Source organism: Rathayibacter sp. AY1D2 (genome assembly GCF_002932695.1).
In the GTDB taxonomy this organism is placed as follows: domain Bacteria; phylum Actinomycetota; class Actinomycetes; order Actinomycetales; family Microbacteriaceae; genus Rathayibacter.
In genome coordinates, this window is record NZ_PSVX01000026.1 from 1 (window position 1) to 24,738 (window position 24,738).

A 24,738-nucleotide genomic window follows, 5' to 3' on the forward strand; every position below is an offset into this window, starting at 1 on the left:
GTACCGGCGATTGTTCACGGTAACAAGGGAGCACGACCATCGGTTGCGAAACTCCCACACCCGTCGGTCCGCCCGCTGCGGCTTTCTGCGTGCCTGGGCCGACCGACGGGTGTGGGAGTTTCGCAACCGATGGTCGTGCTCCCTTGTTACCGTGAACAATCGCCGGTACCGTGCGAAGACCACACCGCAGGCGGGATCCCCCGTCCGCCCACCGGTTCGCTGCAGAACCCGAGAGGACACGTCGACGATGACGTCACGACCCCCGGGCGGAGGCAGGCCCTCGCGCCTGCTCGCCGCCACCCTCGCCGCATCCGCGACGATCGCCCTCGCCGCCGGCGCCGCCGTGCCGGTCGCCGTCGCCGCGACAGCGGCGACCACTCCCGCGCAGAGCCTGCTCGCGGACTTCACCTTCGACACCGCCCCGAGCGGAGGCGCCTTCACCGACAGGTCGACCCGCGCCGCCGTGAAGGGCACGCCGACCCTCGTCGCCGGCCGCACCGGGCAGGGCAGCGCCGTCTCGCTGTCGTCCTCGTTCTGGCTCGACCTCACTGCGACCGACGGGCAGCCGCTGCTGAAGGGTCGCGACTCCGTCACTCTGTCGTACGACTCCAAGCCCGCCGCCGCGGACAACGTCGGCTGGTCGGTCTTCGCCGCTCGCTCGGCCGCGACCCAGGACTACGCCCAGGAGAAGTACGTCGGCGTCCTCGACAGGACGAACGGCCTCACCGTCGAGCGGTACGCCAACAGCGGCGCCCGCGACTCCTCGGGCAACCTCACCGGCCCGAGCAGCACGGAGTGGAAGCACGTCGATCTCGTGCTGAGCGCCGGCACCGCCCGCCTCTACGTCGACGCGAAGCCCGTCGCCGTCACGACGGCCGGCCCCTCGCTCGCGACGGTCCTCGGATCGACCGGCGGAGTCCTGCAGATCGGCAAGGCCAACTGGGGCGGCGGGGAGTACTTCGCCGGACTCCTCGACAATCTGCGCGTCTACGACCGCGCCCTGACCGGGGCCGAGCTGGGCGCGACGAGCAGCACCGTGGCAACCGACCTGCGCGCCGCCCTCGACGTCCCCACGACCGTGCTCGGCGACCTGCCCGCGCAGGTCCTCGGGAACACCGTGACGTGGACCGCCTCCGGCGCCGGCGCCGCGCGCGTCTCCTCCACCGGCGCCGTGAACCTCTCGGGCCTCACCGCTCCCGTCGCCGTCCGCCTCCAGGCAGCCGTCGCCGGGCAGACCTACGCGTGGGACAGCACCCTCGCCGTGCCCGGCGGGCGCATCGCCACCTCCGTCAAGACCGTCACCACGACGAACGGAGTGAAGGACGACCCGCTGGCGTACAACGACGACCGCCGCGCGGACTCGCTCTTCACGGCCGCACTGCCCGCCGGCGCGACCACCTGGGAGCCGCTGAACCGCTCGCAGTCGATCCTCTCCGTCCTCAAGGACGGCGATCAGGCGCAGCGCCCGAACGCCCAGATGGGCTCGCCGCTGCTGTTCCGCTCGAAGGACGGCTCGCTCGGCGCGGTCTCGTCGCAGAACAACGCCACGGACTCCGTCTACCTCTGGAGCTCCGCCGACGGCCGCACGTTCCGCGACCAGCGCGTCCTCCGGGTCGCGCCGGGCTCGGTCGTGACCGACCCGCGGATCGTCTTCGACTCCGCCCTCGGCGTCTACAAGCTGTTCTGGACCGATCTGCTCACCACCGAGGGCCGCGTGACGCTGTTCACGGACCTCGCCTCCGGCACCGCTCCCGGAGCGACCACCCGCGCCGACGCCCGCGTCCCCGGTGTCCAGGGCTCGGGTCTCCCCGCCGGGTTCACCCAGGGCCAGGCCGGCGAGACGGCGCTGACCTCGGCCGAGTTCAGCACGTTCTACCGCGAATACGTCGACCTGAAGAACACCGGTGTGAAGTCGCTCAGCGGCTCCGTCGACTCCGGCGCCGGATCCGCTGCGATCGCCGCAGCGCTCCCGGGGCAGGCCGTGATGGAGTACAACGACGGCTCGACCAAGTCGCTCAACGTCGACTGGCAGGACGATCTGACCACCGCCGTCGACACCTCGCGTCCCGGGACCTACCGGGTCACCGGCTCCGTCCAGCAGGACCCCGAGGCGATGGTCAACGAGGCCCGCGCGGATCCGCACGTCTTCTTCAACGAGGACGACGGCTACTACTACCTCACGGGCTCGCACTACGGTCAGGACTCGCTCGGCCCGATCGAGGAGAGCTCCAGCTACCGCAAGATCGGCCTCAAGCGCTCGAAGACCATCGCCGGTCTCGACTCCGCTCCCGAGCAGATCGTGATCGACCCCGACGCCGGCACGCCCGGTCGCCAGAGCCAGTACCCGAACACCTTCTACGGCTGGGGCGGATACATCTGGGCGCAGGAGTTCCACAAGATCAACGGCACCTGGTGGATCGTCGCCGGCATGAACAAGGGCTACGCGCCTGTGGGCGGCTGGTGCGACAACACCGTCCTGATCCCCTACACCGGGACCGACGCCTCGATCGCCGAGGGCGGATTCCTCGACCAGACGAAGTGGGGCGAGCCGGTCGTCCTCGAGGGCGCGGCCTTCGACGTCAGCTACATCGACCGCCAGGAGAACGGCGCCACCCAGGGCTACTGGGTCCTGCCCAACGGCAACACGCTCTCCCTCGCCAAGGCGACGATGGGGCCCAAGGGCACCGTCCCGCTGGTGACCGGTGCGGTCACCCGCATCTACGGCGAGAGCCAGCCGTGGGAGTCGGGCAAGCGCTCGCCGACCCCGTCCGACACCACCGAGGGCAACGACCAGGGCGTCGTCGAGGCGCCGTTCATCGTGTCCAAGGGAGGACGCATGTACCTCACCTACTCGGGCGGAACGGTCGACAAGTACTACTCGCTCGGCCTGCTCACGGCCGACGCGAGTGCCGACCTCCTCAACCCCGCGACGTGGACGCAGACCGCGTTCCCCGTGCTGGACACCGAGGACACCTACCTGGGCCGCCTCGGCGCGGACGAGACGCAGTACTTCTCTCGCCAGCAGGCCGGCACCGGGCACAACTCGTTCGTCGAGGACGAGTCGGGCAACCTGCTCCTCGCCTACCACGCCCGCCCCTACCCGGACCCGCACACGGCGACCGATCCGCAGAACGCGGGCGGCCTGTTCGATTCGGACCGCAACACCTGGTTCAAGGGCGTGAACATCCGCGCGAGCGGCCGGCTCGACCTCTCGCTCTCGAAGGAGCAGGAGGTGGCCTCGGCCAACCGCACCGTCACGGCGACGATCACCGTGAAGGCGCCGGCTGTGCCCGTCACCGCCACTGCAGCGGCTCGCTGCGTCGCGGGCAAGGTGGTGGTCACGCTGACCACTGTCAACAAGGCCGCGTCGACCGCCGACCTCCGCTGGAACACCCTGTGGGGCGCGAAGACGCAGCAGATCGATGCGGGCCGGACCGCCTCGCTGGCCGTGACCACGCGGGCCGCCTCGGTCGCCGCCGGCACCGTCCAGGGGGTCGCCACCGTCGGCAGCGCCTCCGCTCCCGTGAGCGCCGCCTACCCGGCGCTCCGCTGCGGCTGACCTGACCGGGTCCTCCGACCGACGACGCCCGGCCGCCTCTCACCTGAGGGCGGCCGGGCGTCGTCGTTCCGGTCTGCGGTGATGTGCCGGGCGACCGGGTCGCGACCCTCGATGATCTCGGCGGTGCAGCCGGCATCGCGGGAGAAGACCCACCGGATGACGCGGCCGCGTCGGACGACCGGACCGTTGCGATCCACGAACGACTCCCCATCGAGGGGAGGTCGTCGGTCGGCGACGTACGGGGTGTCGTGAGTCGGACGGGAAGAGGCGAGCCGGTCTGCCGCTGCTGCACGAACCGGCCCGCCCCTTCGGCATCGTCTCAGTGGACGAGGGCGGCCTCCGCCTCGTCCCAGGCGGGGTTCAGGACTTCCTTCTTCCCTCGGATGAGGAGGAATCCGGTGAGAGAGGCCGCGACCATGGTCACTGCTGCGGCCAGGAACACGGCCTTGTAGCCGTCGGTGAATGCGGTGAGCTCGGCCGTTCCGGACGCCATGGCGGAGTCCGCGGTGCTCGCGTAGAACACGGTGAACACCGCGAGACCGATGGACCCGCCGATGTGGAAGACGGAGTTGACGACGGCGGAGGCCACTCCGGCGTCCTCGTTCTCGACCCCGAGAAGGGCGAGGTTCTGGACGGGCACGAAGAGCATGGAGAGTCCGATTCCGAGCACGACCAGGGCGGGCAGGACCTGGAGGAAGTAGTTCCCGTCCGGGGTGATGCCGAGGAGCAGGAAGAGCCCTGCTGCCGAGACGAGCGGCCCGACGATCATCAGGGGTCGGGGGCCGAACGTGTTGAGGATCTTCGTGGTGACGGGCGAGAACGCCATGATCGCGACGGTCATGGCGAGGTTCGCGAGTCCTGCCATCAGCGGTCCCATTCCGAGCACGATCTGGAAGTAGAACGCGAGATAGAGGATGGCCCCGATCATCACGGCGCCATTGGCGGCCTGGATCAGGATCGCGCCGCCTCGCACACGACGCAGGATGACGCGCAGGGGCAGCAACGGCTGGTCGACCGTGCGTTCGATGAGCACGAAGACGGTCAGCAGGACGATGCCGAGTGCGAGGAAGGCGACGGTGTCGATCGCGCCCCATCCGTGCTCGGCTCGGGTGAACCCGTAGACGATCGCGCCCAGTCCCAGGGTCACGGTGACGGTTCCCCAGACGTCGTAGCGGTTGTCTCCTTCCGCCTTGCTCTCGCGGAGCACGAGAGCCCCGCCGACGAGGCCGAAGGCGACGAAGATGAGGTTAACGAAGAGGCACCAGCGCCAGTCGGTGAATTCGGTGAGCACGCCGCCCAGGATCAGGCCGATTGCGGCTCCGGATCCGGCGACCGTGCCGAAGACGGCGAAGGCGAGATTGCGCTCCTTGCCGTGGGCGAACGTCACGGTGAGCATGGCGAGTGCGGCGGGGGCGAGCAGTGCCGCGAAGGCGCCCTGGACGCCGCGAGCGATGACGAGTTCCATGCCGCTCTGCGACAGTCCGGCCCAGAGCGAGGCCGCTCCGAAGCCGATCATTCCGACCATGAAGGTGCGCTTGCGGCCCCAGTAATCGGCGATCCGACCGCCCAGAAGGAGAAGTGCTCCGAAAGCGAGGGCGTAGGCGGTGACGACCCACTGGCGCAGGCTGTCGCTCATCCCGAGATCCAGTTGGGCCTGAGGCAGGGCGATGGTGACGATCATCGTGTCGAGGACGACGACGAGCTGGGTCATGGCGAGAACGGCGAGCGCCCACCAGCGGGCGTTCGGCTTGTCCGCGATTCTGGACATGAAGAAACCTCCAGGCTTCTGAGGAATGAAGTCGCTGGAGGTTTTCAGCCTCGGATCCCGCACCGGCAGTGCATCTGACCGCCCGCAGCTCCGAAGCTGGGCAGGCCGTTACCGTACCACAACTGTACAATCATGAATGTACAGTTACTTTCTGATTCGTCGACCTTGACAGCCGTCCCTCCGGCTGCAGTCCGTCGTCAGGACGGCTCGACACCGAGGGGGTCGAGCCTCACCTTCCGACGTCGGCAGGAGAGGATGGCAGACTGGCGGCCGACGCTGTCGCACCCGCTCGTGCGGTGACGCGTCGACACCCTCCGGGCGCCTCAGCACCCGCCGTCCCTAGCCGCTCACTCGGACCGAGGGAGCGGCGGAATCGATCACGACATGGAACCGAACCCGCCCAGCGGTGAGGGGGTCCTGCCTTCTCCTCGGACGTCTCCTCGCGCGACGCGACCCAACAACCGGACTCGGATCCTCGACGCAGCGGTCCGTGTCGCGGCGAGGGAAGGTTCTGTTCGCGTCACGCTCGAAGCGACTGCCGAAGAGGCTGGGCTGACACGCGGTGGAATGATGTACCACTTCCGCGATCGAGCCGATCTCGCTCATGCTCTCCAGGAGCACGTCGCGGCAGGCTGGGAAGCCCAGCTGATCGACGTCGCGGGGAAGACCGCGGACGAGGCCACCTTGACGGAGCGCGTGAGTGCCTACGTCACCGTCGCCCTGACGCCGTCGACGCACATGCAGATCGGACTCCTCCAGGCCACGGGCAGCGACACCGCTCTCCGAGCGCCGGTAGCGGAGGTGCGCCGAAGGTGGACGCCCTCCGCAGAGGAGACCGCGACCGATCCGATCGCTCTCCGCCAGTTCATCGCCTGCCTGGCGGCTGACGGCCTGTGGTCACACCACTCCCTCGGAGGCGATCGGATACCGGACGACACTCGAGCCGCGGTGATCTCCGAGATCATCCAGCTCTCCAGCCCGGGGTGATGCACGAAGGGCACTTTCCGGCGCGAGGCGGATCCCGGTCGGAGGAGCTCGACCGGGACCGAGACTCTTCCTTCTGCGGTCGAGGATCAGGACAGGCCTGTCCCCGGACCCGGCTCCTGGGTCGAGGCGAGCCCCAGGCCGGCCTCGCACTGCTGAGGATGCAGCAGGGACGGCCTCCTCGAGGAGCGCCGCCATCGCGTCGCGCCACGGCAGCACGGTCGCGAACGCGGCGCCCAGGATGGTCGGCGACGCCTCGTGCTGCCCCGGAGCGCCCAGGACGCAGCCGGAGGCGACGTCCATGTCGAAGTCGCGCCACGTGGAGCGTCACCGACACGACCGATCCGACGACGGCCGACCAGGAGACGTCCCGCGTGCGCCCGCACAGGCACTCGGCTCGTCAGCGGGACAGCAGCGCGACGTGGATCTCCTCGGCGAGGAGGTCCAGTGCTCTGGCGTGGGACGCCAGGAAGGCCCGGCCGTCGCGCGTGATCGAGAAGCGCTCGATGCGCTGCAGCGGGGTCCTCCTGCCTCTCTCGAGGAGCACCAGACCCCGGCGGGAGAGCCGCAGGAGGCGCTTGCGCACCTCGACGACATCGACACGGTCACCGGAGCGGTGGTCGAGAACCTCTCGGAGGCGGGACTCGCCGCGGTTCTCGCCGGTCGCGAGCGCGATCAGGATGAAGACGTCGGTGCTGCAGTCGAGCCCGCAGGCTCCGCAGCGGTTCGTGCACCGCGCAGAGCGTGCCAGGGACACGAGGAATCGATCGAGGCGCATCACGGGTGTCTCCTGGGGAACGGCGGTCTCCTGCTGCAACGAGAGGAACGGGCCGGACCGGTCACGGTCGGCCCGCATCCGGGAGTCCGCTCAGGAGAGGTTCGCACATCAGCGATCGGTCCGGACAGCAGGATACGGCCCGATCGCCGCCCCGGTCCGCAGCCGGTGGTGATGCCGCCGCGGCGGGATCGTCGGGCGATCAGGGTCGAGGACCCGTCCGTACGGCGCAGGGGGGCTCAGGAGAGAGGGAGGGCGTTGCCGTTGATCAGCAGGAGGTCGTGTCCTCCGACCGCAGCTGCGCTGCCGGCCGCTCCGTCGTCCTTCTCCTCGGTGAGGGTGTGCGACTGCGCGACCTTCGTCAGCACGGGCCCGATGGTCGGGACCGTCCCGGTTCTCACTCTGTGGTGCATCTCGTCGGTCGTCCTTCTGAGGTGGCGGCACTGCAGGGCGGCGCAGTGCCGGTCGGGGGCGGGACGACGAGGGAGCGGGCGATCGTGGCGCCCGCTCCCTCACCGTCTCAGCGGCAGCTGCGCGCCGGGTAGTCGACGCTCGTCTGCGTGCTGACCGTCTTCCCGTCGACGACGGCCTTTCCTGTCGCGGCCACCGACCCCGCGGGGATCGAGACCGCTCGGGTGGTGACGGCGCTCGACGCGGACGATCCCGGAGCGACTCCGGTCACGGTCTTCGAGCCGAAGGCGGTGACGGTCGTGATGTCCATGATCGAGCGGCTGTCGTTCTTGACCACAGTGGTCAGGACGACCTTCCCGCTGACGCAGCGGGTCGACGCCGTGGCGGTCACGGTCAGGGGCGACGTGACGGTGACCTTGGCGGTCACAGTCCGGTTCGCGGGTGCGACCTCCTCCGTCGGCGTCAGGTCGAAGACCGGCCGGCCGTCGGCGGCGTAGTGGATGCGGGCGAGACGGGTGTCGCGGCCGTCACCCCCGACTCCGTTGCCCCAGGTGTGGTAGACGTACACGTCGTTGCCGTCCTCGTCCTGGGTGACGGCTCCGTGGCCGGGACCCTGCTCGTAGGTGCGGTAGTCGAGGACGCCGTCGGGCAGGGGAACGCTTTGCAGGAGCGGGGCGTCGTACTTGGTCCAGCTCGCGATGTCGGTCAGGTCACTGCCCTCCTTCGCCCAGGCGCCGCCCACGATGTACTTCGGGCTGACGCCGCTGCTGGAGTAGACGAGCGTGATCCTCCCGTCGCGCTGGATCGCGAACGCTCCCTCGGACAGGTGGTCCTCGAACGTCAGCGAGGGCACGATGATCGGGGTCGGCTCGCCGATGACGCGGGTGGGGTTCGCGGGATCGACTTTGGCGATCCAGGTCGCCGGGTCGCTCACTCCGTTGTCGACGTAGCGCTGGGACCAGGCGTAGTACGCAGTTCCACCGGACTCGAAGTAGGTCATGTCGAGGCTGATGTTGCGTCCCGTGCCGGGGCGTCCGAGGGCGCTCCCATCGCTCTTCACGACGGCGCGCGGCGCGCTCCAGTCGGAGGGGTTCGCGGGGTCTCCGCCGTCGCGCAGCTGCATGATGTGCGCCTGCACCGTGAACCACTGACCGTTCTGGTTCGACTGGTCGTTGTCCGGGTTGAAGCACGGGGCGAACAGGATGGAGAGCTTGCCGCCGATCTCGTGGATCTCGGGGGCCCAGTAGCAGCCCGCGATCACCTTGCCCTCGGCGGTGCGGTCCATCCGCGTGGTGCGGTTGAGGAGGTCCACCTCACGGGCCCGTCCGCCGTTGTCGTCGCTGAGCTGGTCGATGCTGTCGGCGACCCGGATCGGCAGGTGCTGCGAGGCGACATTGTTGTTGTTCGTGTCGTCCGTGGCGGTGAAGAGGTACTGCGTCTTCCCGTTGCGCTCGTAGCGGTAGATCGTCGGATCCGCGCGGTTGTAGGCGAACGGCTCGTTGTACTGCCGCTGGCGGACGGTCCCGGAGAGGTCGTACGTTCCCGGGCCCTTCGCAGCGAGGTCGGCGAGCTGCTGCTGGTTCCAGTCGATGCCGAGGCTGCCGGTCGAGCCGTCGTTGTAGGAGAGCTGCGCCTTCACTCCGGACAGGGCGGAGGTGTCGCCCTGATCGATCGTCTGCGGTGCGACCGAGGATCCGGTGTTGACCGTGCGGCCGAACCTCTTCACGAGCGAGTCGGCGACGGAGCCGGAGACCGTCAGCGCGCCGCCCGGCAGAGCGTCGGCGACGCGGCCCGGGACTCCGGAGAGGTCGGGAGCGGCGACGGTGGCGGGGCTTCCTCCGAGGACCGCACCGCGGTTCCCGTCGGTCACGACGACGCTGCGACGGCCGCCGTCCTTCGGCCAGAACGCCTGCGCGCGGAGCTCGGTGCGGGCGAGGTCCGTGACGGTCGTGTACTTCGCCGCCCCGGAGGAGTCCGTCCAGGAGACGAGGTAGCGGTTCTGGTCCGTGTCGAAGACGGCCTTCGGCGCGACGACGCCGCCGGTGGTGCCGAGGTCGATGAGGCCGAGCTCGGTGAAGTCGGACGCGGTGGCGTCCGTGGCCTTGAAGATCAGAGCGCTCGAGGCCCCGGTGCCGTCGGACGCGCCCGACTGCAGGACGCGCGTGGCGATCACGCCGACGGTGCCGTCGGCGAAGGTGAACAGCGAGGGGTTCGCGAGGCCGCGGTTGTCGGCCTTGTCGGTTCCGAGGAAGACCCCGTCGGCGAAGAGGACTCCCGAGTTGCCCGAGAGCGGTGCTGCGTCGGCGACGGACGAGCCGAGTGCCAGGTGGAGGCCGCGGGCGATCGTGTCCTGGTTCGCCTTGTCCTCGCCGGTCGGCGTCCGGGTGTACGACACCACGGTCTTCGCCGTGGAGGCGCTGAGGACGGTGGTGCGGAAGGTCTTCGTCAGCGTGGTGGCGCCGACCTTCACGGAGGCGGTGAGCGCGAGTGCCCGGTCGGTCGCCGAGTCGTTCACGAGGCGGCTGCCGGACAGGCCGGCACCGTCCGCGCTCCACGACACGGTGTAGCCGGCGACCGTGGGAAGAGCGGTTCCGGAGGCGACGGTCGGCGGGACGACGAGGGCGGTGCGCAGGCGCGCCGTGGCGTCGGCCTCGGTGTCGGCGGCGACGGTGACGGTTCGCGCGGTGCCGGTGGCGGCGGATCCGGCGAACGTCGCGGTCGGGGTCAGGGTCACGGTGGCGTTCGCCGAGCCGGGTGCCGGGCGGCGCACGGAGCCGTCGGTGCCGATCACCGCGGGGTCGCTGCTCGCCCAGGTGAGGACGGAGCCGCCCGCGCCGCGGGTCGGGAGGGAGAGGTCGCTGGTGACGGGTCCGGTCACGGCGATGGTCGCCGCGGCGGCGTCCGATGCAGCGATCGCGGCAGCGGCCGGAGCCGCGTCCTCGCGCACCTGGTCCTGGGTCAGTGCGGAGGAGTAGACGTGCACGTCGTCCATCGCCCCGGCGAAGAGAGGGTCGGGGCCGTAGAACGACTTGCCGAGGAGGCCGGAGAAGGCGGAGGTGCCGACAGTCGCCGCTCCGGTCGCGGAGGTCGGGGTGGTCTGGGCGAGCCGGCCGTCGACGTAGGTCGAGACGCTGACGCCGCTGCGCAGGACCACGGCGACGTGGCTCCAGCGGCCGGTGGCGGCGGGACCGGAGTCGGCCGCGCGCTGCTCCGAGCCGTTCTTCACGGCACCGATCAGGCTGCTTCCACACTGGGGCGTGGTGAAGAGGTACCGCTCGGTCGACTGCCCGAGCGCGTACGCCCAGCTGCAGTTCTGGTTCCCCTCCCAGCGCAGCCAGGCCGACATGGTCACGTCGGTGGTGGCCGCCGTGGTCAGTCCCGGCGCGATCTCGGCGTAGGCGGCGGAGCTGCCTGCGGCGCCGCCGGGGAGGCGGAGTGCGCGGTCGGTGCCGCCGCGCGGACCGGCGACGGTCGTCGCTCCGGTCCCGCGTACGGTGGCGGAGCGGCCCGCAGCGGAGTCGGTCAGGGTCGTGCCCGCGCCCACGGCGGAGCCGACGGCGGCGGACGAGGAGAAGTCGTAGGAGAGGACCGGGCTGGGCACCGCGGCCTGTGCGGGTGCCGCGCCGAGCGCAGCCCCTCCCGCTGTCAGGCTCGCGGCGACCAGGAGGGCCGTCGTGCGTCGGAACCGCATTGTTCGTCTACTTCCGTGGGAGAGGTGGATGCGGGGAGCACGGACCCAGGGTCCATGCTCCCCTGCTCCGGTGGCCGGAGGCCCCGGAACGGAGGAGGTCAGGGGAGGGGCGGCTGGACGCCGCCCCTCCCCTGTCACCGGCCTAGCGGCAGGTGAGCGCCGAGTACGGCGCGGTGGCCGTCCTGGTGCCGTTCGCGTCCTTCGAGGCGACGCTCACCTCGCCCGCGGTGACCGAGGTCGCCCGGGTGGTGAAGGCGGCGGACACGGACTTGCCGGGAGCGACCCCGGCGAAGGTCCTGCTCCCCCACTGCGAGCCGACGGTCATCTCGACCGTGGAGCCGCTCGTGTTGGTGCCGGTCGCGGTGACCGTCACCTTGCCGGCGACGCAGCGGCTCGCGGCCGAGGCCGTCAGCGACGGTCCGGGAGGAGCCGTGGCGGTGATGGTGGCGATGGCCGGCGTCGCTGCCGAGTTGGCGAGCTGTCCGCGCACCTGCACGGTGTCGCCCGCCTTCTTCAGCGAGCTGAGATCGGCCGTCTCCCACGTCACGGCGACCGTCTCGCGGTGGCCGTCCTTGAACGTCGCGCCCACCGTGGCGGGCAGGTCGACGGTGGTCGATCCGGCCTGCACGGTCCGCGCCACGGCGTCGATCGAGGTCACCAGGAGCGACGGGTTCCACTTCGCGGCCAGCGCGTCGCGCTCCTTCGCGGTGATGGAGACGACGGATCCGTGGCGGGGCGACGTCGGCAGCGAGAAGCTGCTGGGGATCGTCCACTGGATGTCGCCCTCGAGCGAGTTCGTGCCGAGCGGGATGTAGCCGCGTCCGCCGTAGTTGTCGGTCCAGAGGAAGTACTTGTACCCCGCCCGGTCGCCCTCGTTGGTCTTGAAGATCTCGGGACCCTCGACCTCCGGCGTTCCGGCGGTGCGGCCGATGCAGGTGTCGATCAGGCTCCACGCGCCGGAGGCGGTGGTGGCCCGCAGGTTCGTCGACTTCTGTCCGATGATGTCGGGCGAGGGGCAGCCGCTGGTCTCGGTCGCCTTCGTGAAGCGGTAGTAGGTGTCGCCGTCCTTGAGCATCGTGGCGTCGATCAGCCCGTTGCGGCTGTTGAGCGAGGGGACGTCGGCGGCCTTGAACCAGACCTCGGGGGTGGTGAACTCCCGGAAGTCGCGGGTGGTGGAGGTGAGGATCTGCGGTCCGTTGCCGTCCTCGACGTTGCGGGTGCTGTCGGTGAAGAGGGCCGAGGTCCAGTAGACGACGTACGCGTCGATGGTGGGGTCGTAGGTGGCCTCCGGCGCCCAGGTCATGCCCGCGTTCGGCAGGTTGACTTCGACGTGGCGCTGCTGGCCCCAGTTGACGAGGTCCGTGGACTCCCAGATCTCGAGGTAGCGGCTGCCGCGGTTGGTCGAGCCGCCGAAGCCGGTGGTGCCGACGGAGAGGTCGGTGGCCATCAGGAAGAAGCGGTCGCCCTCCTTCGAGCGGAAGACGAACGGGTCGCGCAGGCCCTTCGTGCCCAGGGTCGAGGTGAGGATCGGCTGCGCGTCGTTCAGGGTCTTCCACGTGAGCGAGTCGTTGCCGTCGGAGGTCGCGAAGCGGATCTTCTCGCCCTCGATGCTGTCGCCGGTGAAGTACGCGAACAGGTACGCGTCGAGGTCGCTCGCGGCGACGGGGGCCGCGGCCGGTACGGTGCGCGTGAGGGTCCGGACGAGGGGCGTGGTGCCGGGGACGGTGATCGTCGCGGTGAGGGTGACGGTGGTCTCGGCGGACGGACGCGTGAGCGAGCCCTTCGCGACGACGTTCGGCGCGGTGCCCTTGTCGGCGGAGGTGATGACGGCCTCGTTCGACGAGGTCCAGGTCACCACGGCGCTGGCGCTGTTCGCGCGCGCGGCGGTGGTGGCGACGTCGGCTCCGGTCGAGGGCAGGTTCAGGCTGCCGCGCACCGGTCCGGCGAGGGCGGGATCGTTGGCGATGCCGTCGGCGACGGCCCGGGCGAGCTCGGCCTCGGCGCTGTCACCGGCGGCGTACGCCGGGACGGAGACGGTGGTCGCTCGGCCGACGACGGTGATGCCGCCGTGGACGGCGGTCGGGGTCAGCGTGACGGTGGCGTCCGGGCTGCCCGCGGCGGGCCGGGTGACGACGCCGCTGGTGCTGACGACGCCGGGGGCGCTCGACGTCCAGGTGATCGTGGAGCCGTTGGCGCCGGTCGTGGGGAGAGTGAGGTTCGAGGTGACGTTCGAGGTGTCACCGAGCGAGACGGCGGCGTCCTGGTTCGCGAGCACCGAGTGCACGGACGCGGCGCTCTGCTGCACCTGGCCGGCGGTGAGCGCGGAGGTCCAGACCTGCATGTCGTCGATCGCGCCGGCCCAGTAGGCGTCCGCGCCGTAGAAGGACTTGCCGAGGAAGCCGGAGAACGTGGAGGTGCCGATCGCCGAGGCGGCGGTGAAGGTCGTGCTGCCCTGGCCGACGAGGGTTCCGTCGAAGTAGGTCGAGACCGACTGGCCGCCCTTGACGACGACCGCCATGTGCACCCAGCGGTTCGCGGCGACCGGAGTGTTGCCTGCGGCCCGCACCTCGGAGCCGCTCTTGATCGCGCCGAAGCCGGCCGGTCCGCACTTCGTGGTGGAGAGGACGTGGGAGTCGACGCTGGAGCCGAGCGTGAAGGGCCAGGTGCAGTCCGGAGCACCGCTCCAGCGCAGCCAGGCGGACATCGTGACGTCCTGCGTGCCGGCGGGGATCAGGCCCGGGGCGATCCGGACGTGCGGCGCGGCCGACGTGCTCGATCCGCCCGGGAGCGAGAGAGCGCGGTCGGTGGAGGCGCCGGAGGGACCCGCGACGCTGGTCGCGCCGGAGTTGATCAGGGTGCCGGGGTGATTGCCCGGAGCGGAGTCGGCGACGACGGCTCCGTTGGCGAGCGTCGCGCCGATGCCGTCGAACGAGTACTGCAGCGCGGGAGCGGGGACGGTCTCTGCGGCGCCGGCGGCGCCGATCGGTCCGAGGACGCCGCCGAGGCAGGCGATCGCGAGCGTCAGCGCGGCGCCCGCTCGGGGGAGGCGTGAGCGCCGGGTGCGCTCCTGCCGGGGGGTTCGTGACATGGGGGGTCCTTCAGGTGAGGGGTCGGAGGGGGAGGACGGAGCCCGCGCGATCGGCCGGCGGAGTGGTGAGTCCGGCGTCCGTCTGGCGGGGAGGGAATCGCTGGAAGGCGGCCCGGGACGCGGGCCTGGCGACCCGTGATCGGGAGGCGGAGGTCGACGTGGGTGCGAGGACGAGACGTCGCGCGCTGCGGGCGCCGACCGCGGTCACCGCGTGGGAGGTGTCGGCCGGGCCGACAGTCATCGGGGCCGGGCGTGGGCCTGCGGCGGGAGGGTGCGGCGGGAGGGTGGTGCTGTCGTCATCATCGACGTTCCTCTCAGGTTCGCCTTCGAACCGGTCGGAGTGGGACGCGAGGCGCGAGGACGCGCTTGCCCACTTCAGGTGACACCGTACCGACTTTTGTTAACGGTAACAATGGCGGATTCCGGGCGATGCCGCAGCGACGGCGGGTGTGAGCGCTCTCTCCCTGCGAGCACGGGGATCCGCGTGGACGGATCACCCTCGCCCGGCGGGGCTCGGACCGGATCCGCTCGAGACCGGCACTTGACACCGGCTCCGCGACCGGTCGATGGTTGTCCACGTCAACATGCAGGTCGTGATCAGCTTCCCGTCCCACTCGGAGCGTCGGCGCTGACGCGTCCCGCGGCGGGACGACCGGATCACCATCCCGGTCGCTCCGGCGCATCCTCTGCCGTGCTCCGACCCCTTCGGACACGGCTCCTTCCTGCGACCCTCACCCGCGTCCCTTCGGGGACGCCGGATGTCTGTGAAAGGCACCCATGTCCCGGACAACGAAGTCCCACCCCTCCAAGCGCCTGATCGGCGCCCTGATCGCGGCCGTCGTCGGCATCACGACCTTCGGCATCAGCTCGCCCGCCTCTGCAGCCACCGCCCCGGTCGGCCTCGGATCGGCGCAGGAGATCCGCAACCAGCACAGCGTCATGTGTCTCGACGACTTCGACTTCGGCACTCAGCCCGGAGCCGAGGTGCGGCAGTGGAGCTGCACCGAGGGGAGCAACCAGCGCTGGCAGGTCACCGACCTCGGCACAGGCTACGCCGAGATCAAGAACACCTTCAGCAACCTCTGCCTCGACAACTTCGACTTCGGCACCACCCCGGGCTCGGAGGTGCGGCAGTGGAGTTGCAACGGCAGCACCGCCCAGCAGTGGCGGATCACCTCCGTCGGCGGAGGCTACGCCGAGATCGCCAATCGGCACAGCGACCTCTGCCTCGACAACAAGGACTTCCGCCAGCTCGACGGCTCCCCCATTCAGCAGTGGACCTGCACCGGCTCCAAGGCCCAGCGCTGGGCACTGACCGATCCGACCGTGCAGAAGATCACCTGGACGCTGAACCGCGTCGCGAGCCCGACCGCTGACGAGGCCGACGCCTATGCCCGCATCACCGACGCGATGGACCGCGCCGTGGCCCGCTACAACCGCCTCAGCAACATCTCCCGCTCCCTGACCGTCTCGTACAGCCCCGGAACCCCGACGGCCGATGCGAACATCTACGGCCAGATCCGCTTCGGCAAGGAGCGCGTCTACATGGTGGAGGGCACCGCCATGCACGAGATCTCGCACACCGTGGGCTTGGGCACGTCGACCACCTTCAACACGAACTGCGAGAACAGCAGCTGGGACTCGGCCCTGGCACTGCTGCGCACCTGGGACGGACCGGACGCGACAATCCAGTGCACCCCGGGTCACATCTTGAACTACGGCCTCAACTACAACAGCGAGTTCAGCCAGCTGAACCTCGATCGCCACGTGAAGCTGGTGCAGTCCATGCTCAGTGACGGCATGTAGCCGTCACTCGAGGCACGCCCGAACGAGCATCCTCGCCGCCCCTCGCGGGCGGCCGGCGCCGGCGGGGCGGGGAACCAGAGCCCTCCCCCCCCCGCCGGCGCCGCATGCCCCGATGTCTCCCTCCGGAGGCGCGGGGCAGCGGAGCGCTCGGGAGTCGAGGAGGGCCCCTCGACCGGGTGGTCGCAGCCGACGTGCCGGACGCCGCACCCTGGGGAGGGGGCGTCCGGCACGTCTTCCTCGTGTCCGCGCCGTCCGGTCCGCCGGACCCCCGGAGGCGCATGACGGGCGGCGTCTGCGGGCGCTAGCGGTTCCGCTCGACGGTGCTCGGCGCGGTCCGGTGCGTCTCCGGCGCCTCCGTGCCGACGGGCTCCGCCTCCCCGCTCGCCGCGGCCTCCCGCAGGTACTGCGCCGACATGACGCGGTAGGAGCGGGTGAGCATCGCCGCGCCGGCCGCGATGATCATGACGACTCCGCCGACCAGGAACACCAGCGCGATCCCCCGGCCGATGCCGTCGCCGAGCAGCCCGCCGAACGCCGAGCGCCCGGCCGGCGACTCCATGTACGGGATGAGCGCGAACTCGGCGATCGGGGCGATGAGGAACGACGTGATCGGAGCGGCGGCCGACTCGAACGCCGCCGCGAAGCCGAAGACGCGCCCCTGGGTCTCGAAGGGGACGACCTTCTGGATCACCGTCTGCTCGGCGGCCTCGACCGCCGGGATCAGGGTCATGTAGATCCAGATGCCGCCGGCGTAGAGCCACCACCAGTCGCGGAGGGTGAAGACCGCGCCGATCAGGCCCATCGCCATCACGAGCAGCAGCATCGTCCGGATGGGGTTCCTCCCGAGCCCGAATCTCGCGACGAGCAGACCGCCGATGACGAAGCCGGTCGCCGTCACTCCGAGCACGACGCCCCACAGCTCGACCGGGAACAGCTCGAGGCCGTACGGGTCCATCAGCGCCATGTAGACGCCGCCGATCAGGTTGTTGAACGTCGAGAAGACGATGAGCGCGAACAGCCCGGTCGCCGCCCGCACCGCGGTGATGCTGCCGCGGAGATCGATCAGCGGCTCCCTCTCCCCCGTCGGCGCGGGCCGGTCCTCCGGGATGCGCAGGAAGAGGAGGTGCAGGAGCGCGGCGGCGGAGACGCCGATCGCGATCACCAGCGTCCACCCCATGCCGAGCAGGCCGATGGCGAGCCCGCTGAAGACGCTCGTCACCACGAAGGCGAGGCCCTGGACCGTCCCGACGAGGCCGTTCGCGCGGGCGTGCCCCTCCACCGGGACCAGCAGGGTCACCGTCGTGGACAGGGCGATGTTGCGCATGTTCTCGATGACGGCGCCGAAGAGGATCGTGCCCGAGAACACCCAGAACCAGGGGGCGCGGAAGTCCAGGAGCGCCGCCTCGGGCAGCGCGAGGAAGAGACCGCCCGCGACGCCGAACGACACGAGCGTGACCGCGCCGGCGAAGACCATGACGCGGAACTTGCGGTGCCGGTCCACGATCGTGCCGAAGGCCATCGCGAAGACCGCGACGAGCAGCATGTAGGCGCCGCCGATGATCCCGGTCGCCAGGACGGAGCGCGTCTCGAGGTACACCCAGAACGTGAGCGCGAACCAGAGGAAGCTCGTCGTCACGTTCGCGACGGCGGTGTTGAGGAGGATCTGGTGGAAGTCGCGGAGCCTCGTCGAGGCGTCGACGGCGGGTCCGGACACGGGGGCGGTCGAGGACACGGCTTCCCTCCGCTCGCGACGGCGCCGTCGGTCCCGCGGCGGGAGTCGAGGGTCGTCGCAGCCACTGTAGGACCGCGTCGTCGGCGAGTCGAGAGGGACCGGGCGTCCGGCGGGGATGCGCTGCCGCCGCCCGCGCGGACGCGGGCGCCGCCGCCCTCGCGACCCGGATCAGCGGGCCTCGGGGGCGGCGGCGCCGACGGGTCAGACGATGGCGGCGCGGAGGGCCGCGGCGGCCTCGCCGACGTCCGGGGCGCCGTAGATGGCCCCGCCCGCGACGGCCACGAGGGCGCCGGCGCGCTGCACCGACTCGATGGTGGCGGTGCTCACGCCGCCCGCGACCGAGAACGGCACGCCGGAGGACTCGCCGTCGCGCAGCAGGGTCTCGAAGGTGAAGCCCTCCTCCGCCTGCTCGTCCAGACCGGCGTGCATCTCGACGAACTCGGCGCCGAGGGCGACGACCTCGCGGGCGCGGGCGGCCTTGTCGGGCACGCCGATGAGGTCGACGACGACGCCCTTGCCGTGCTTCCTCCCGGCGGCGATCGCGCCGGAGATGGTGCTGTCGCCGGCGACGCCGAGGACCGTCACGAGGTCGGCGCCGGCCGCGAAGGCCATGTCGGCCTCGAGCTCGCCCGCGTCCATCGTCTTGAGGTCGGCGAAGACCGTCTTGTCGGGGTGCGCCTCCTTGATGGCGGTGATGGCGGAGAGGCCGGCGCTCTTGATGAGCGGGGTGCCCAGCTCGAGGATGTCGACGTGCGGGGCGGCGGCAGCGGCGAGCTCGAGGGCGGCGTCGGTGCTGAGGGTGTCCATGGCGAACTGGAGCTTCACGGGGTTCTTCTTCCTGTCGAGGTGGGGAGTCGGGTCATTCGAGGTTCGCGTGGCGCGGCCAGAGCTCGTCGGCGCTGTCGCCGCGGCGCTGCCAGAGCGCGTGGAACAGGGCGTCGCCGGTGAGCACGACGACCTGCTCGAAGAGCCCGCCGGAGTACTGCGCCGAGGCGGCCCCGGAGCGGTCGAGCTTGTCGGCGGCGGGCACGACCACCACGGCGGAGGCGAGCCCGGCCAGCGGGGAGTCGGCGGCGGTCGTGATCGCCGCGACCCGCGCTCCGGCGTCGACGGCGGCCTGCGCGGCGCGGACGATGCCCCCGGTGGTGCCGGAGCCGCTCGCGGTGAGCAGCACGTCGCCGCCGCGGATCGCCGGGGTCGTCACGTCGCCGACCACGTGCACGACGAGTCCGAGGTGCATGAGGCGCATGGCGGTCATCCGCAGGGCGAGGCCGGAGCGGCCGGCGCCGTGGACGAAGACGCGGTCGGCGCCGGCGAGCAGCTCGAGGACGGGCTCGAGCCGGTCGGTCGTCAGCGAGGCGGTCGCGGCGGACACCTCGGCGGCGATCACGGCGAGCGCCTCTGCGGGGTCGGTGGTGCGGTCGTCAGCGGGCATGGGTCCACAGTGCGCCCGGCGACCGGATCCGCGCGCCACCTGATCGAGGAGGTCTACCTACCCGATCGGGTGGGCGGTGCCGCTCGCGGGTAGGACGGGTAGGTTCGGGGGATGGATCCCGCCGAGTCCCCCGCCTCCCGCACCCTGCTGCAGCAGCACGCCCGCACGGTGGCCGAGCAGGCCGACCGGCACGCGGTGGCGCTGGAGTCGGTGCTCGCCGCCCTGCGCGCCGAGCGCCTCGACGACCGTGCGGCCCGCACCGTCGCGATCGACATCGCCGCGAACGCCCTGGTCGAGCTGCGCACCGCCTCGGACGAGCAGCGCAGCGCGATGCTGGAGCCCGTCGTGGGCGCGTTCGCGCGGCTCCGGAGCGACCTGCGTCCGCTCGCGCGCTTCGGCGACCTCGACGTGCAGTTCGTCGAGCCGCCCGCCACCGGGCGCGCCCTCCCCGGCGAGGTGGCGCACGCGGCCCGCGCGATCGTGCGGAGCGCCGTGCTGGCGTTCGTGGAGTCGGAGCAGACGCGCCGGGTGCGGATCCAGTGGGACTGCGACGGGCTCAACCTGCTCATCGAGATCCGCGACGACGGCCGGGGCGAGCTGACGACCCGCGACGACGCCCTGCGCCCGATCGCCGAGCGCGTCCGCGGGCTCGACGGGGAGCTCTCGGTCGCGTCGACCTCGGGCTGGGGGTCGACCCTGTCGATCCGCCTCCCCCTCGATCCGCCGGCGCAGCCCGACGGGCTCGACCTCGCCGAGCTCAGCGCGCGCGAGCGGGAGGTGCTGAACCTGATCACGCTCGGCGCCTCGAACCAGCGGATCGCGGACGACCTCGGCATCAGCGGCAACACGGTGAAGTTCCACGTGTCGAACCTGCTGCGCAAGGCCGGGGCCCGCACCCGGGCGGAGCTGGCGGCGCTGGCGCGCTGATCGATCCGGGTGCCCCGTCCTCGCAGAGCCGTCCTCGCAGAGCCGCCCCCGGACGCACGGACGGGCCGCGGCGGCCGCCGAGGGTCTCCCGCTCTGCGGCGCCGCGGCCCGTCCGGCCGATCAGCGCGCCCAGATCACTCGCTCCGGAGCAGCCCGAAGCGGAACCGGCCGGAACCGTCGAGCGTGTCGTCGATGCCCGAGATCGTGGAGGAGGCGATGACGGTCTCCGTGCCCTCGAGGAGCGGCACGGTGATCGCCTTCTCCGCCGCGAGGCGCTGCGCCTCCTCGATCGCCGCGGTGCGCTCGTCGCCGGGGGCCAGGCTCCGCTCGCGCAGCACGACCTCGTTGTAGGCGTCGTCCTTCACGGCGGCGCCGAGGATGGAGGGGGCCTCGTCGGTGCCGTAGAGCAGGTTCAGGTAGTTGTCCGAGTCCGGGTAGTCCGCGAACCAGCCCTGCTGGTAGAGCGGGTAGGAGGTCGACTTCTCCTTCACGTACCGCGTCCACTCCGTCGACTGCAGGTCGACCGTGAACAGCCCGCTGCGCTCGAGCTGGTTCTTGATGAGCGCGTACTCGTCCGAGGTGCTGGAGCCGTAGTGGTCGGTGTTGTACTGCAGCTTGAGGTCGACGGGACCGGTGATCCCGGCCGCCCGGAGCGCGGCGGCGGCCTCGTCCGCGCTGGGACCGCCGCTCCCGTCGCCGAAGGCCTGCTCGTACGCCGGCGTCGATCCGGTCAGGGCGCTGGGGACGATCGAGTAGACCGGCGCGTAGGTGCCCTTGTAGACCTGGTCCGACAGCTCGTCGCGGTCGATCAGGTCGGCGACGGCGGTGCGGACGGCGAGCGCCTTGTCGGCGTCGGCCTCGGAGGTGGCGGAGCCGTAGGGCATGGTCTCGGGGTTGAAGACCAGGAAGCGCATCTCGGCACCGGGACCGGAGTGCACCGTCAGGCCCTCCTCGCCGCGGAGGTCCTCCGTGTCGGTCGCGTTCAGCGTGCGGTAGGCGACCGCGATCTCGCCGCGCTGGATGTCGAGCTTGAGGTTGCTCTCGTCCGCGTAGTAGCGGACGATCACGGACTCGTTGGCGGCGGCGCCGAGGAGGCCGTCGTAGGAGTCGTTGCGGGTGAGCTGCACGAGCGAGTTCAGCGTGTAGCTCGTGATGGAGTACTGCCCGCTGAAGGCGTCGCCGGCGACGATGTCGTCGTCGGTGGTGAGGGAGTCGGCCGAGAAGACGTCCTCGTCGACGATCGCGGCGGCGGGGCTGGTGAGGATCTGGGGCCAGAGGGCGTTGTCCGGGGTGGCCAGTGTGAAGACGACGGTGGAGTCGTCCTCCGCCGCGACCGAGACCATGTCCGAGAGCAGCGACGAGGGGCCGTTCGGAGCGGCGATCGCCACCTGGCGCTCGAAGGTGAAGACCACGTCCGAGGCGGTGAGCGGATTGCCGTTGGCGAAGGCGGCGTCCTCGCGCAGGGCGACGCGGTAGTGGGTCGGGTCGGTGAACTCGGCCGAGGCCGCGAGGTCCGGCACGGGATCCGTCGATCCGGGGGCGGAGGTCAGCAGCCAGGAGAAGACCTGGTTCTGCAGCGTCGCCGAGCCGAGGTCCCAGGAGCCGGCGGGATCCAGGGCGGTGACCTTGTCCGTGGTCCCCAGGAGGATCCCGGGGGGCGCCTGGGCGCCGGTGGTGCCCGGCGAGCAGGCGGTGAGAGCGACCGGCGTCGTGCCGTCGCGGTTCCGGCTACTCGAGCAGCTTGCCCGCGGTGGCGACCTCGCCGCTGATCAGCGCCTGGATCTCCTCCGGCACCGCGGGGATCTCCTCGCGCGTGATCCCCGCGGAGGGCGACCAGACGAGGTTCACCTGGAGGGCCGGGTCGATGTCCGGGTAGTCGCTGCGGTTGTGGCAGCCGCGGCTCTCCCGGCGCTCGAGCGCTGCCTCGAGGGTGGCCCGCGCGGCCATCGCGGCCGACTTGAGGTCGAAGGCGTGGGCGAGGTCCTGGAAGCCGGCGATGTCCGGGTGCACGCCGATGTCGGCGATGCGCGCCTCGATCGCGTCCAGCTCGGCGAGCCCGGCGAGCAGGCCCTCCTCGTCGCGGACGACTCCGGCGTGCTCGGTCATCGTGTTGCGGATCGCGCGCTGCAGGGCGCGGACGTTCTCGGTGCCGTCGGCCGCGAGCAGGCCGGCGATCTCGTCGCGGGCGACCTGGACGGACGCGGCCGAGCGGGTCTGGGCGGTCAGCGAGGCGGAGTACTCCGCCGCCGCCTGCCCGACGATCCGGCCGAACACCAGCAGCTCGATCAGCGAGTTGCCGCCGAGGCGGTTGGCGCCGTGCAGTCCGCTGGAGGCCTCTCCGATCGCGTAGAGCCCGGGGACGTCGGTGCTGTGGTCGTCCGAGCGCACCCAGACCCCGCCCATCGAGTAGTGCGCCGTGGGCGCGATCTCGATCGGGTCCTTCGTGATGTCGAGCATCTGCAGCTCGAGCATCGTCTGGTACACCCGCGGCAGCCGGGTCATGATCGTCTCGCGCGGCAGATGCGAGACGTCGAGCCAGACCCCGCCGTTCGGCGTGCCGCGACCCTCCTTGATCTCGGTGTAGCAGGCGAGGGCGACGCGGTCGCGGGTCGAGAGCTCGAGGCGCTCGGCGTCGTACTTGCCCATGAAGCGCTCGCCGAGGCCGTTGCGGAGGATGCCGCCCTCGCCGCGCGCGGCCTCGGAGATCAGCGTGCCGGCCGCGTTCTCGGGCTCGATGATGCCCGACGGGTGGAACTGGACGAGCTCGGGGTCGCGCAGGCGACCGCCGGCCTCGACGGCCAGGCGGAACGAGTCGCCCGTGTTCTCGTCGCGGCGGGAGGAGGTGCGGCGCCAGATGCGGTTGTGCCCGCCCGCGGCGAGGATCACCGCATCCGCGTGGATCAGGTAGCGGGTGCCGTCGACGAGGTCGAAGCCGTAGGCGCCGAACACGGCTCCGTCCTCGTTGACGAGGATGCGCGTGACGTACACGGTGTCCAGGATCGGGATCTCGAGCTGGGCGGCCCGGTTGACGAGCGTGCGCTGGATCTCGAGGCCGGTGTAGTCGCCCGCGAAGGCGGTCCGGCGGTAGGTGTGCGCGCCGAAGAAGCGCTGCGAGATGCGGCCGTCGTCCTCGCGGGCGAACGGCATGCCGTAGCGCTCGAGGTCCTGGATGCCGCGGGCGGCGTTGGAGGTGACGATCTCGACCGTGTGCGGGTTGGCGAGCTGGTAGGACTCGGTGATGGTGTCGGCCGCGTGCTGCTGCCAGCTGTCGTCGGGGTCCATCGTGGCGAGGGCGGCGTTGATGCCGCCGGCGGCGAGGGAGGTGTGCGCGTCCGACTTCGAGCGCTTGCCGAGCGCGAGGATGTCCACTCCCGCCTCGGCGAGCTCGATCGCGGCGCGCAGGCCCGATCCGCCGGTGCCGATGACGAGGACGGAGGTGGAGATCCGACGCTCCGGTGCGGTGGTCTCTGAAGTGGTCATGCCTCCACGCTAGGCACGGCGCTTCGATTACTCCAATGCATAATGCTGGGCACGGCCATGCGCATAGGGTATGCATGTGGATCTCGAGCAGCTCACCGGATTCGTCGAGGTCGCCCGCCTCGGCAGCTTCACCCGCGCCGCCGAGGAGCTGCATCTCGCGCAGCCCTCGCTGAGCCGCCGGATCGCCGCGCTGGAGCAGGACCTCGGCTCCGAGCTCTTCCACCGGGCGCGTTCCGGCAGCACCCTCACACCGGCCGGCGAGCTGCTGCTGCCGCTCGCCCGGCGCATGCTCGCCGACGCCGGATCGGTGCGCCGCGAGCTGGCCGAGCTGGCCGGACTCGAGCGCGGCCGGGTGCGGTTCGGCGCGACGCCGACGCTCTGCATCAGCCTCGTCGCGGAGGTGCTGCACGCGTTCCACTCCGCGCATCCCGCCGTGGAGCTGCACCTCGCCGAGGACGGGTCGCGGAGCCTCTTCGACCGGCTGGCACGGGGCGAGCTCGACCTGGCGCTGGTGACGACCTCGACCGCGGCCGCTCCCGGCGCCTTCACGGTGACGCCGCTGCTCGTCGAGGAGCTCGTCGTGGTCTCCTCCGCCGCGGAGCCTCCCCTCGCCGCGACCGGTGCGCTCGACCTGGCGGCGGTCGCCCGCCTCCCGCAGATCGTCTTCAACTCCAGCTACGACCTGCGCCGCACGACCGACGCCGCGTTCGCCGCCGCGGGCCTGGAGCCGGACGTGGTGCTGGAGGGCGCCGAGATGGACGCGGTGCTGCGCTTCGCCGAGCGGGGCCTCGGCGTCGCGGTCGTCCCGGCGATGGTGCTGCAGGGGCGCCCGGGGCTGCGCTCGATCCGCCTCGAGGAGCCGACGCTCGAGAAGCCCACCCTGACCCGGACGATCAGCCTCGCGCGCCCGGCGGACCTCGCGCCGACCGCCGCGGCGCGGGTCATGCAGCGCACCATCGCGGCGACCGCCCGCGCCTTCGCCGCCCAGGCCGGCGGAACGATGCGCCTGGCCGACGCCCGCTGACCGAGCTGGGGTCTCGAGGCGCCGCTGCTCGACCAGCAGTACGGCGAACATGCTGATC

At 71.3% G+C, this 24,738-nt stretch carries 15 protein-coding genes; 5 read left to right on the plus strand and 10 right to left on the minus strand.

Features of this window, described 5'->3' with window-relative positions:
• Positions 1-247: 247 nt before the first annotated feature.
• The gene (locus C5D04_RS08445) at positions 248-3,559 is read left to right on the plus strand and encodes a family 43 glycosylhydrolase (protein WP_104347569.1); all 3,312 of its coding nucleotides are present in this window, start codon (positions 248-250) and stop codon (positions 3,557-3,559) included.
• 319 nt (positions 3,560-3,878) lie between these two features.
• Here C5D04_RS08445 and C5D04_RS08455 read toward each other — a convergent pair whose 3' ends face one another.
• Positions 3,879-5,327, minus strand: coding sequence for an MFS transporter (locus tag C5D04_RS08455; protein WP_104347570.1), 1,449 nt, complete (start codon positions 5,325-5,327; stop codon positions 3,879-3,881).
• Between the two features lie 384 nt (positions 5,328-5,711).
• Between C5D04_RS08455 and C5D04_RS08460 the strand changes: the two genes are divergently transcribed.
• A complete protein-coding gene (locus tag C5D04_RS08460) occupies positions 5,712-6,314 on the plus strand; it encodes a TetR/AcrR family transcriptional regulator (protein ID WP_104347571.1) in 603 nt (200 codons plus the stop codon).
• A 397-nt stretch (positions 6,315-6,711) separates the two neighbouring features.
• Here C5D04_RS08460 and C5D04_RS08465 read toward each other — a convergent pair whose 3' ends face one another.
• The 4 genes from C5D04_RS08465 to C5D04_RS08475 all read right to left on the minus strand — a co-directional run bounded on the left by C5D04_RS08465 (position 6,712) and on the right by C5D04_RS08475 (position 14,276).
• On the minus strand, positions 6,712-7,092 hold the full coding sequence (locus C5D04_RS08465) for a hypothetical protein (protein WP_146076480.1): 381 nt from the start codon (positions 7,090-7,092) through the stop codon (positions 6,712-6,714).
• A gap of 233 nt (positions 7,093-7,325) precedes the next feature.
• On the minus strand, positions 7,326-7,454 hold the full coding sequence (locus C5D04_RS18660) for a hypothetical protein (protein ID WP_258059766.1): 129 nt from the start codon (positions 7,452-7,454) through the stop codon (positions 7,326-7,328).
• A gap of 152 nt (positions 7,455-7,606) precedes the next feature.
• Positions 7,607-11,188 carry a family 43 glycosylhydrolase gene (locus tag C5D04_RS08470; RefSeq protein ID WP_104347572.1) on the minus strand — a complete coding sequence of 1,194 codons (3,582 nt, stop codon included), beginning with the start codon at positions 11,186-11,188 and terminating at the stop codon, positions 7,607-7,609.
• Positions 11,189-11,330: 142 nt separating this feature from the next.
• On the minus strand, positions 11,331-14,276 hold the full coding sequence (locus C5D04_RS08475) for an immunoglobulin-like domain-containing protein (RefSeq protein WP_104347573.1): 2,946 nt from the start codon (positions 14,274-14,276) through the stop codon (positions 11,331-11,333).
• Positions 14,277-15,053: 777 nt separating this feature from the next.
• Between C5D04_RS08475 and C5D04_RS08480 the strand changes: the two genes are divergently transcribed.
• A complete protein-coding gene (locus C5D04_RS08480) occupies positions 15,054-16,082 on the plus strand; it encodes an RICIN domain-containing protein (protein ID WP_104347574.1) in 1,029 nt (342 codons plus the stop codon).
• A 301-nt stretch (positions 16,083-16,383) separates the two neighbouring features.
• Here C5D04_RS08480 and C5D04_RS08485 read toward each other — a convergent pair whose 3' ends face one another.
• The 3 genes from C5D04_RS08485 to hxlB all read right to left on the minus strand — a co-directional run bounded on the left by C5D04_RS08485 (position 16,384) and on the right by hxlB (position 19,249).
• On the minus strand, positions 16,384-17,814 hold the full coding sequence (locus C5D04_RS08485) for an MFS transporter (RefSeq protein WP_104347575.1): 1,431 nt from the start codon (positions 17,812-17,814) through the stop codon (positions 16,384-16,386).
• Between the two features lie 201 nt (positions 17,815-18,015).
• Entirely contained in the window at positions 18,016-18,639 is a 624-nt protein-coding gene (gene hxlA, locus C5D04_RS08490; protein ID WP_104282514.1) for a 3-hexulose-6-phosphate synthase, read from the minus strand.
• A 34-nt stretch (positions 18,640-18,673) separates the two neighbouring features.
• Positions 18,674-19,249 carry a 6-phospho-3-hexuloisomerase gene (gene hxlB / locus C5D04_RS08495; protein ID WP_104249685.1) on the minus strand — a complete coding sequence of 192 codons (576 nt, stop codon included), beginning with the start codon at positions 19,247-19,249 and terminating at the stop codon, positions 18,674-18,676.
• Between the two features lie 111 nt (positions 19,250-19,360).
• Here hxlB and C5D04_RS08500 point away from each other — a divergent pair, with 111 nt between their 5' ends.
• The gene (locus C5D04_RS08500; RefSeq protein WP_104347576.1) at positions 19,361-20,176 is read left to right on the plus strand and encodes a response regulator transcription factor family protein; all 816 of its coding nucleotides are present in this window, start codon (positions 19,361-19,363) and stop codon (positions 20,174-20,176) included.
• Between the two features lie 134 nt (positions 20,177-20,310).
• Here C5D04_RS08500 and C5D04_RS08505 read toward each other — a convergent pair whose 3' ends face one another.
• Both C5D04_RS08505 and C5D04_RS08510 read right to left on the minus strand, forming a co-directional pair.
• Complete coding sequence (locus tag C5D04_RS08505; RefSeq protein WP_258068870.1) at positions 20,311-21,696, minus strand: ABC transporter substrate-binding protein; 1,386 nt, start codon at positions 21,694-21,696, stop codon at positions 20,311-20,313.
• Positions 21,697-21,904: 208 nt separating this feature from the next.
• Entirely contained in the window at positions 21,905-23,656 is a 1,752-nt protein-coding gene (locus C5D04_RS08510) for an L-aspartate oxidase (protein WP_104347578.1), read from the minus strand.
• Positions 23,657-23,726: 70 nt separating this feature from the next.
• Between C5D04_RS08510 and C5D04_RS08515 the strand changes: the two genes are divergently transcribed.
• A complete protein-coding gene (locus C5D04_RS08515; RefSeq protein WP_104295989.1) occupies positions 23,727-24,680 on the plus strand; it encodes a LysR family transcriptional regulator in 954 nt (317 codons plus the stop codon).
• The last annotated feature ends 58 nt before the right edge of the window (positions 24,681-24,738 follow it).

Coding starts and splice junctions, on each gene's coding strand:
- C5D04_RS08500 (WP_104347576.1), top strand. CDS start 19,361: ATGGATCCCGCCGAGTCCCCCGCCTCCCGCACCCTGCTGCAGCAGCAC.
- hxlB (WP_104249685.1), bottom strand. CDS start 19,249: ATGCCCGCTGACGACCGCACCACCGACCCCGCAGAGGCGCTCGCCGTG.
- C5D04_RS08470 (WP_104347572.1), bottom strand. CDS start 11,188: ATGCGGTTCCGACGCACGACGGCCCTCCTGGTCGCCGCGAGCCTGACA.
- C5D04_RS08475 (WP_104347573.1), bottom strand. CDS start 14,276: ATGTCACGAACCCCCCGGCAGGAGCGCACCCGGCGCTCACGCCTCCCC.
- C5D04_RS08480 (WP_104347574.1), top strand. CDS start 15,054: ATGTCCCGGACAACGAAGTCCCACCCCTCCAAGCGCCTGATCGGCGCC.
- C5D04_RS08510 (WP_104347578.1), bottom strand. CDS start 23,656: ATGACCACTTCAGAGACCACCGCACCGGAGCGTCGGATCTCCACCTCC.
- C5D04_RS08460 (WP_104347571.1), top strand. CDS start 5,712: ATGGAACCGAACCCGCCCAGCGGTGAGGGGGTCCTGCCTTCTCCTCGG.
- C5D04_RS08455 (WP_104347570.1), bottom strand. CDS start 5,327: ATGTCCAGAATCGCGGACAAGCCGAACGCCCGCTGGTGGGCGCTCGCC.
- C5D04_RS08445 (WP_104347569.1), top strand. CDS start 248: ATGACGTCACGACCCCCGGGCGGAGGCAGGCCCTCGCGCCTGCTCGCC.
- C5D04_RS08515 (WP_104295989.1), top strand. CDS start 23,727: ATGCATGTGGATCTCGAGCAGCTCACCGGATTCGTCGAGGTCGCCCGC.